Genomic DNA, 8,318 nt, shown 5'->3' with positions numbered 1-8,318 from the left:
GGCTGGCTGCTGCCGGCGGGGCCGCTGCGCGAATCGCCGCGCCGCCGCCGCGACGTGACGGTGATCAATGCGCCCGAACTGGCGCCGGCGCTGGTGGCGCAGGTGGCGCCGGCAGGTTCGCTTGTCGTGCAGATGACGCTCGATGGCGGCGTGGCCGAACGGATGGTGGCGCGCGGCGAACGCCTGCCGTTGGCAACCCTGGCGGCCAGCGGCCAGCGCATCGTGGCGGCGGCCGGCATCGGCAATCCGCAGCGTTTCTTTGCCATGCTGCGCGGCGCGGGATTGGATTTCACGGAACTGCCCTTGCCCGACCATCACGACTTCCTCGACCAGCCATTTGCCGCGCTCGACACGGATGTGATCTTGATCACCGAGAAGGATGCAGTAAAATGTGCGCAAATTGAACATCTCAAAGATGACCCGAGACTGTGGGTCGTCCCGGTCAGTGCGCGCATCGATAGCGCGCTGGCCCAACAAATTGTGGAGAAATGTCGTGGACGCTCGACTGCTTGATATCCTGGTCTGCCCTGTTTGCAAGGGCCCGCTTGAACACGATAAGAAGGCGCAGGAACTGATTTGCCGCGCCGACCGCCTGGCCTACCCGATCCGCGATGGCATCCCCATCATGTGGGCGGACGAGGCGCGCACCCTGCAAGACGCAGTGGAATAACGATGGCGTTTATCGTCATCATCCCGGCCCGCCTGGCGTCGACGCGCCTGCCCAACAAGCCGCTGGCTGACCTGGGCGGCAAGCCCATGGTGGTGCGCGTGGCCGAGCAGGCTGTCCTGTCGGGCGCCGCGCGCGTCATCGTCGCCACCGATCACGAAGATATCCGCGCCGCCTGCGCCGCGCATGGCGTGGAGGTGTGCATGACGCGCGCCGACCACCCGTCGGGCACGGACCGCATCGCCGAAGTGGCGCGCACCCTGGATTTGCCGCCGGACGCCGTCGTCGTCAACCTGCAGGGCGACGAACCGCTGATCGACCCGGCCTTGCTGGCCGCCTGCGCCGCGCAGATCAGCAGCACCGTGCCCATGGCCACGTGCGCCCACCCGCTGCACGCGGTGGCTGACGCTTTCAATCCGAACGTCGTCAAGGTCGTGCTGGACAAGAACGGCCGCGCCCTGTACTTTTCGCGCGCCACCATCCCGTGGCACCGCGACGGCTTCGCGCAGTCGAAAGACAGCCTGCCGGCAGATTATGTGCCGCTGCGGCATATCGGCCTGTATGCGTACAGCAATGCCTTCTTGCAAACGTATCCTGGCCTTTCCGCGTCGCCGCTGGAAGCCATCGAGGCGCTGGAGCAGTTGCGCGTGCTGTGGCATGGCTATGCCATCGCCGTGCATGTCACGGACTCGGCCCCGGCCGCCGGCGTGGACACGCCGGAAGATCTGGCAAGAGTGCAGGCGCACTACCGCGCCCTGTAAGCGCTACCCGCAAAACGGCAGGCGTGCAAATAAAATTTGTGCGTCTGCAGCAAAAACCACATTTTGAAACGTCCGCTTCGCTAATTGCTGGCTTTGATCAATCAGGGCATGGCAAATCGACAGCAAACTGGCGTTTCGGGGATTTTTTGTGGTAAGTTTCGTAGGGAAAGATAGCCATAGCAACATCATCTAAAAAAAATTACACATACCACCATCCAAAATCTGTTTTTTAGGAACTTTTCAATGCGTCTGATACTTTTAGGAGCACCCGGTGCCGGCAAGGGCACCCAAGCTAACTTCATCAAAGAAAAATACAATATTCCGCAAATCTCCACGGGCGACATGCTGCGCGCGGCGATCAAGGAAGGCACGGAACTGGGCCTGGCAGCGAAAAAAGTCATGGATGCGGGCGGCCTCGTGTCGGACGACATCATGATTGGCCTGGTCAAGAATCGCCTGCAGGAAGCCGATTGCGCCAATGGCTACCTGTTCGACGGTTTCCCGCGCACCATCGCGCAAGCGGACGCCATGAAAGACGCCGGCATCAATGTCGACTACGTGCTGGAAATCGACGTGCCCGATGAGTCGATCATCGAGCGCATGGATGGCCGCCGCAGCCACCCGGGTTCGGGCCGCGTCTACCACGTCAAATTCAATCCGCCGAAAGTCGAAGGCGTCGATGACATCACCGGCGAGCCGCTGATCCAGCGCGACGACGACAAGGCCGAAACAGTGAAAAAACGCCTGGACGTGTACCACAACCAGACCAAGGTCTTGCTCGGCTACTACAATGACTGGGCCAAGTCCGGCCTGCCAGGCGCGCCGAAATACCGCCGCATCGCCGGCGTCGGTCCGGTCGAGCAAATCCGCGACAGCGCATTTGCCGCCCTGGCGGAATAAGCAGTATTGAAAAGCGGACCTGAGTGTCCGCTTTTTTTGTGCCCGCGTTTGAGCCGGGTGCCGTAGCGTTTTCGTGGTTCAGTTTTTTTGCAGGTCGTGTTTTCCTGGCTGCGCGTGCCTACCCGGTGCGGTCTGCAGCTGTTGGCAATGACGTCGGATAAAAACAGAAGGGGACGATATGGCAGCCAGTCTGTGGTTTGCGGTAGCCTGCGGCGTGGTCGCCGTGGTGTATGGTTTGGTGTCGCGTAGCTGGATCCTGCGCCAGGATCCCGGCAACGCGCGCATGCAGGAAATCGCCCTGGCCATCCAGCAGGGCGCGGCCGCCTACCTGGCGCGCCAGTACCGCACCATCGCCATCGTCGGCGTGGTGCTCTTGATCGCCATCTACGTGCTGCTTGGCCTGCACACGGCGCTGGGCTTCCTGATCGGCGCCGTGCTGTCCGGCGCCTGCGGCTTCATCGGCATGAATGTCTCCGTGCGCGCCAATGTGCGCACGGCGCAGGCGGCCACGCACGGCATCAACCAGGCGCTGAACGTGGCCTTCAAGGGCGGGGCGATCACCGGCATGCTGGTGGTCGGACTGGGCCTGCTGGGCGTGACCCTGTTCTACTGGCTGCTGGTGACGACGGGCGCGCCCGGCCTGACGCAGCATGACCTGATCAAGCCCTTGATCGGCCTGGCCTTCGGCGCCTCGCTCATTTCCATCTTCGCGCGGCTTGGCGGCGGCATCTTCACCAAGGGCGCCGACGTGGGCGCGGACCTGGTCGGCAAGGTGGAGGCGGGCATTCCCGAGGACGATCCGCGCAACCCTGCCGTCATCGCCGACAACGTGGGCGACAACGTGGGCGACTGCGCCGGCATGGCGGCCGACCTGTTTGAAACCTATGTCGTGACCCTGATCGCCACCATGCTGCTGGGCGCCTTGCTGATGGCTGAAGCGAGCAGCGTGGCCATCATCTACCCGCTGCTGCTGGGCGCCGTCTCCATTCTCGCCTCCATCGTCGGCTGCTCGATGGTGAAGACCAAGCCGGGCGCGAAAATCATGTCGGCCCTGTACACGGGCCTGTGGTGGGCCGCCGGCCTGTCGCTGGTCGGCTTCGCCGTGGTGACGTGGCTGCTATGGCCCGACGACGCCATGCGCTACAAGATGCTGGGCGCCACCGTCGTCGGCATCGTCCTCACGGGCCTGATGGTCTACATCACGGAATACTACACGGGCACGGATTTCAAGCCCGTGCGCCATATCGCCGAAGCGTCGACGACGGGCCACGGCACCAACATCATCGCCGGCCTGGGCGTGTCGATGAAGTCCACGGCCTACCCGGTGCTGGCCGTCTGCGTCGCCATTCTCGTCTCGTATCAATTGGCGGGCCTGTACGGCATCGCCATCGCGGCCACTGCCATGCTGTCGATGGCCGGCATCATCGTCGCGCTCGACGCGTATGGCCCCATCACGGACAACGCGGGCGGCATCGCCGAGATGTCGGGCCTGCCCGACTCCGTGCGCGCCATCACCGATCCGCTGGACGCCGTCGGCAATACCACCAAGGCCGTCACCAAGGGCTATGCCATCGGCTCGGCGGGCCTGGCCGCGCTGGTGCTGTTCGCCGACTACACGCACGCGCTTGAATCCGTGGGCCAGCACATCACGTTCGACCTGTCGAACCCGATGGTCATTGTCGGCCTGTTCATCGGCGGCCTGATTCCCTACCTGTTCGGCGCCATGGCGATGGAAGCCGTGGGCCGCGCGGCCGGCGCCGTGGTGGTCGAGGTGCGGCGCCAGTTCCGCGACATCAAGGGCATCATGGAAGGCACGGCGCGGCCCGAATACGACAAGGCCGTCGACATGCTGACGGCGTCGGCGATCCGCGAAATGATCGTGCCTTCGCTGCTGCCGGTGGTGGTGCCCATCGTTGTCGGCATGCTGCTGGGGCCTGCGGCCCTGGGCGGCCTGTTGATGGGGACCATCGTGACGGGCCTGTTCGTGGCCATTTCCATGACCACCGGCGGCGGCGCCTGGGACAATGCCAAGAAATACATCGAGGACGGGCATTTCGGTGGCAAGGGTTCCGAGGCGCACAAGGCGGCAGTCACGGGCGACACGGTGGGCGACCCGTACAAGGACACGGCCGGCCCGGCCGTCAATCCCTTGATCAAGATCATCAATATCGTCGCCCTGCTGCTGGTGCCGCTGCTGCCGGCCACGGGCTGGCTGGCCGTGGCGCCCCCGGCGCCCATCCACGCACCGCTGCCGCCCATCCTGGCGCCGGCCGCGCCGCCGCAGGTCTTGCCGGCCCAGTAAGGCAGCGCACCGGCCCACGCCACAGCCCCGCAGCCAGCGGGGCTGTTTTTGTTTGCACACGCGAAAATTTCCTGGAGTCCATATCCCGCGCGTATCAACGGTGAGTAATTGTTACCGCACCTTTGACTTCCGCGCGCAGCGGCCAATAATGGTTAATCGGCACCGTTGACGGTGGATGGCGGGAGAATGGCATGGACAGCAAATACACGAGACGTGGCGTGGGGCTGGTGCTGCTGCTGGCGGGACTGGCGCTCAGCGGGCGCCGCGGCGGCCGCGCCGGGCGGGCATGGCGGCCACCATGGCCACGGCGGCTTTCATCGGGGGCATGGCGGTTTTCACGGCGGCCACGGCCACTTTCACGGCCGCCCGCACGTGGGCGTCTGGGTGGGATCGGCCTGGCGCTACGGTGATGGGCCGGGCTGGCATGGCGACCCGTGGTATGGCACTCCCTACGGCTACCCGTACGGGCGCACGGTCATCGTGCAGCCGCCTCCCGTGTATATCGAACAGGGCGGCGAGCCGACGGCGCAGATGTGGTACTACTGCGCGCGGCCGCAGGGCTATTACCCGTACGTGAAAAACTGCGGCACGGCCTGGCGTGCCGTGCTGCCTGACAGCGTGCGCTGAAGCCGGGGAGGAGACATGAACACGACAGTGTTGTTCAGGCGCGCCTGCGTGCTGGCGCCTTTGCTGCTGGCCGCCTGCACGGTGATGCCGGACGGGCCGTCGGCCATGGTCTTGCCGGGCACGGGCAAGAGTTTCGCGCAGTTCCGCAGCGACGACCTGCAATGCCGCGGCTACGCGCAAGGCCAGCTCGGTGGCAGTTCGCCACAGCAGGCCGGTATCGACAGCGGCGTGCGCAGCGCGGCCCTGGGTACGGTCCTCGGTGCGGCGGCGGGCGCGCCATCGATGGCGGCCATGGCGCCGGCGTGGGTGCCGGCACGGGCTTGCTGTTTGGCGCGCTGGCGGGCACGGGCGCGGCGGACAGTTCCGCGTACGGCATGCAGCGCCGCTACGACAATGCCTACCAGCAATGCATGTACGCGAGCGGCCACAAGGTGCCCGTGGCGGGGCAGATGCTGAGTGGCGTGCCGGCGAACGCCGCCACGCCGCCGCCGAATACGCCGCCGCCCCGCGACTAGGCTTTACGCTTTAAAAGCGCGACGTCACACCGACAAACATGCGGCGTCCCGGCACATAGTAGTCAACCTGGCCATCGGCCGTCGGCCCCTTCTTGAACAGGTTTTCCACGCCGCCGCGCACGGTCCAGTTTGGCGTCACCTTGTACGATACGACCGCGTCGACGATGGTGTAGGCCTTGTTGGCCAGCTTGCCGGCATCGAGTTCCTTGCCCGTGTACTGGGCCGACACTTCGCCGAACAGCTGGTCGCTGACTTGCCAGCCCAGCGCCGAGTACCACGACAGCTTGGGCGTGGACAGCAGGTTGGCGCCCGTCGTCAGGTTTTTCGCCTCGCGCATATACGTCATGTTGTTGCGCCAGTTCAAGTTTTTCGTCAGGGGGATGGTCGCCGTCGCTTCCAGGCCGCTGGTGCGCGCCTTCTGGATATTCGTCATCCTGGTCCACCAGATGCCCTGGAATTTGCCCAGCGGCGCGTAGTCGATCTTGTTCTTGAAATCCGTGTGGAACCAGGTCACGCCGACATCCCAGCCATTTTGCTCCCAGGCTACGCCGATCTCGCCGGCCGTGCTGGTTTCCGGTTTCAGGTCCGCATTGCCTGCCATGTAGCAAGTGCCGCTCACATAGCCCAGGGGCCGCAGGCTGGTGCAGCCGCGGCCGCCCGAATTGGTGGCCGCCGACGGCGAGTTTTCCTTCAGGCTAGGCGCGCGGAAGCCTTGCGAGACGCCGCCCTTGATGGTCCAGGCAGGGGCCGGGTGGTACACCAGGTACAGGCGCGGGCTGTAGTGGTTGCCGAACTTGCTGTGGTGATCGAGTCGCAGGCCCGCCGTGGCCGTCAAATCTTCGCGCAAAAACAGCTGGTCTTCCGCGAACAGGGCCGAGGTGGTGCCCGACAGGGTCGCGCCGCTGACGGGATTGCCCAGGTAATCGGTGGGAATCGTGCCGATCGTGTCCGTATTCGTCAGTTCCTGGTGCTTCCATTGGCCGCCCACCACCAGCAATTGCTCGATGCCCCAGCCCAGGCGTTTTTCCAGGGTGGCGTCGAGGGTGCTGTCCTTGGCTTTCGCTACCGAGCCGGCAACCTGGTTGTCATAGTCATTGTGGTACAGATTGACTCTGGCCTTGCCGAAGTCCAGCTTGCCTTCGTAGCCAAGGCTGGCGCTCTTGCGTATCAGCTTGCTGGCACCCCAGGCGTAGAACAGCGGCTCGCCGTCCGCGTCCAGCGCGGGCGAATCGCTCGCTTCCTGGCGCCCGTAGCTGGCGTCCAGCGACAGGCTGTGCTGCTTGTTCAGGGCCCAGTTCAACTGGCCCGTGATGCTCTGGTTGCGTTCGCCGCCGATGCCGCCCGCATTCTTGATGATTTTCTCATCGGCATTCTGTTTCGATTGGGCTACGCCGATGCGCATGCCGACCGATTCCGACAGCGGGCCGGCCAGGTTCACGCCCAGCTGGTGCGCCGCGCCGCGGCCGCTGTCCTGCGGTTCCGTATAGTTGGCCGTGGCCGAGCCGTTCCACTTGCCCGGCACCTTGCGCGTGATGATGTTGATCACGCCGCCCATGGCGTCGGAACCGTACAGCGAGGACATGGGGCCGCGTACCACTTCGATGCGCTCGATCATCTCGGGCGAGATCCAGTTCAAGTCCTGGCGCCCCAGGTCGGGACGGTAGGCCGTGTCGGCCGAGCTGCCCATGCGCTTGCCGTCGACGAGGATCAGCGTGTACTTGTCGGGCAGGCCGCGCAGCTTGATCTTCGATTCCTCGCCCACGGGGCTGGTGCCGCCCGTCACGCCGGGGATGCGGCGCAGCAGGGTATTCAAGTCATACACGGGCTGGCGCTCGATTTCCTCGCGCGTGATGACGCTGATGCTGGCCGGCGCATCCTTGATGTCGATGGCCGTTCCAGAAGCGGTGACGACAACGGTGTTCATGGTCGGATCGGCGGCGGCATTGCCTTCGGCCCAGGCGCTGCCGACGGCCAGCGACAGCAGGCAGGGCAGGAGCAGGGTGGCGCGGCGTGGGGCAGTGGCGGGGCGGATGGCAAGCGGTGCGGCGAAGACAGGACTGCGGTTGGACATGGTGAACTTTCCCGAATGTTGTTATTTCCTGGCTGCCTTTCGGGTGGCTTGGGTATGAAGTAAATAAAAGCAAGAAAAATACGGTGTGTTTTGCGAATGAGAATAAGAATCGTTCTTATTGTAATGCCATCCTGGCAAGAAGGAAAGTGCTAGAGGGAAATAAAAACAGTGTTCGCCGGCGCCAGGCATGGCGTTTTCCGCCGTCCAGGTGTGAGAAATTGTGACGCCAGCTGGCATCTGGCGCGGCATGTGCACATAATGTAGGCAGCATGCGCATTGCATGTTCAGCTCACTTTCACGGAGGCGTCATGGATAGCCTGACCGCAGTGCAGCGGCGCATGGTCGCCGCCCTGGCGCTGGCCTGCCTGCTGGGCGTGGCCGCGGGATTGCCTGCCCGCGCGGAGGAACCGGCCGCCGACGAGGCATTGCCCGTCTGCCGCCTCGATCCGCACGACAGCAGCAAGCTGGCCGTCGA

At 64.5% G+C, this 8,318-nt stretch carries 8 protein-coding genes; 7 read left to right on the top strand and 1 reads right to left on the bottom strand.

Annotation, left to right across the window (positions count from 1 at the left end):
* The 7 genes from JaAD80_RS26220 to JaAD80_RS31900 all read left to right on the top strand — a co-directional run.
* A partial coding sequence (locus JaAD80_RS26220) for a tetraacyldisaccharide 4'-kinase (protein WP_180979600.1) occupies positions 1–513 on the top strand: 513 nt, incomplete at its 5' end.
* Positions 494–670: a Trm112 family protein gene (locus tag JaAD80_RS26215; RefSeq protein ID WP_010395789.1), complete on the top strand. Its 177-nt coding sequence runs from the start codon at positions 494–496 to the stop codon at positions 668–670. The genes JaAD80_RS26220 and JaAD80_RS26215, both read left to right, overlap by 20 nt.
* Positions 671–672: 2 nt before the next feature.
* Complete coding sequence (gene kdsB / locus JaAD80_RS26210; protein WP_102298948.1) at positions 673–1,428, top strand: 3-deoxy-manno-octulosonate cytidylyltransferase; 756 nt, start codon at positions 673–675, stop codon at positions 1,426–1,428.
* 243 nt (positions 1,429–1,671) lie between these two features.
* Entirely contained in the window at positions 1,672–2,328 is a 657-nt protein-coding gene (gene adk / locus JaAD80_RS26205) for an adenylate kinase (protein ID WP_102298947.1), read from the top strand.
* Between the two features lie 178 nt (positions 2,329–2,506).
* Positions 2,507–4,630: a sodium-translocating pyrophosphatase gene (locus tag JaAD80_RS26200; protein WP_102298945.1), complete on the top strand. Its 2,124-nt coding sequence runs from the start codon at positions 2,507–2,509 to the stop codon at positions 4,628–4,630.
* Between the two features lie 186 nt (positions 4,631–4,816).
* Positions 4,817–5,257 carry a hypothetical protein gene (locus tag JaAD80_RS26195; RefSeq protein WP_102298943.1) on the top strand — a complete coding sequence of 147 codons (441 nt, stop codon included), beginning with the start codon at positions 4,817–4,819 and terminating at the stop codon, positions 5,255–5,257.
* A gap of 302 nt (positions 5,258–5,559) precedes the next feature.
* On the top strand, positions 5,560–5,772 hold the full coding sequence (locus tag JaAD80_RS31900; protein WP_308410650.1) for a hypothetical protein: 213 nt from the start codon (positions 5,560–5,562) through the stop codon (positions 5,770–5,772).
* A 10-nt stretch (positions 5,773–5,782) separates the two neighbouring features.
* Here the strand turns inward: JaAD80_RS31900 and JaAD80_RS26185 are convergent, their stop codons facing one another.
* Complete coding sequence (locus tag JaAD80_RS26185) at positions 5,783–7,843, bottom strand: TonB-dependent receptor domain-containing protein (RefSeq protein ID WP_102298941.1); 2,061 nt, start codon at positions 7,841–7,843, stop codon at positions 5,783–5,785.
* Between the last annotated feature and the right edge of the window lie 475 nt (positions 7,844–8,318).

The sequence above is a fragment of the Janthinobacterium sp. AD80 genome (assembly GCF_002878455.1).
Lineage (GTDB): Bacteria > Pseudomonadota > Gammaproteobacteria > Burkholderiales > Burkholderiaceae_D > Janthinobacterium.
This window is presented reverse-complemented; position numbering and strand designations above follow the sequence as displayed.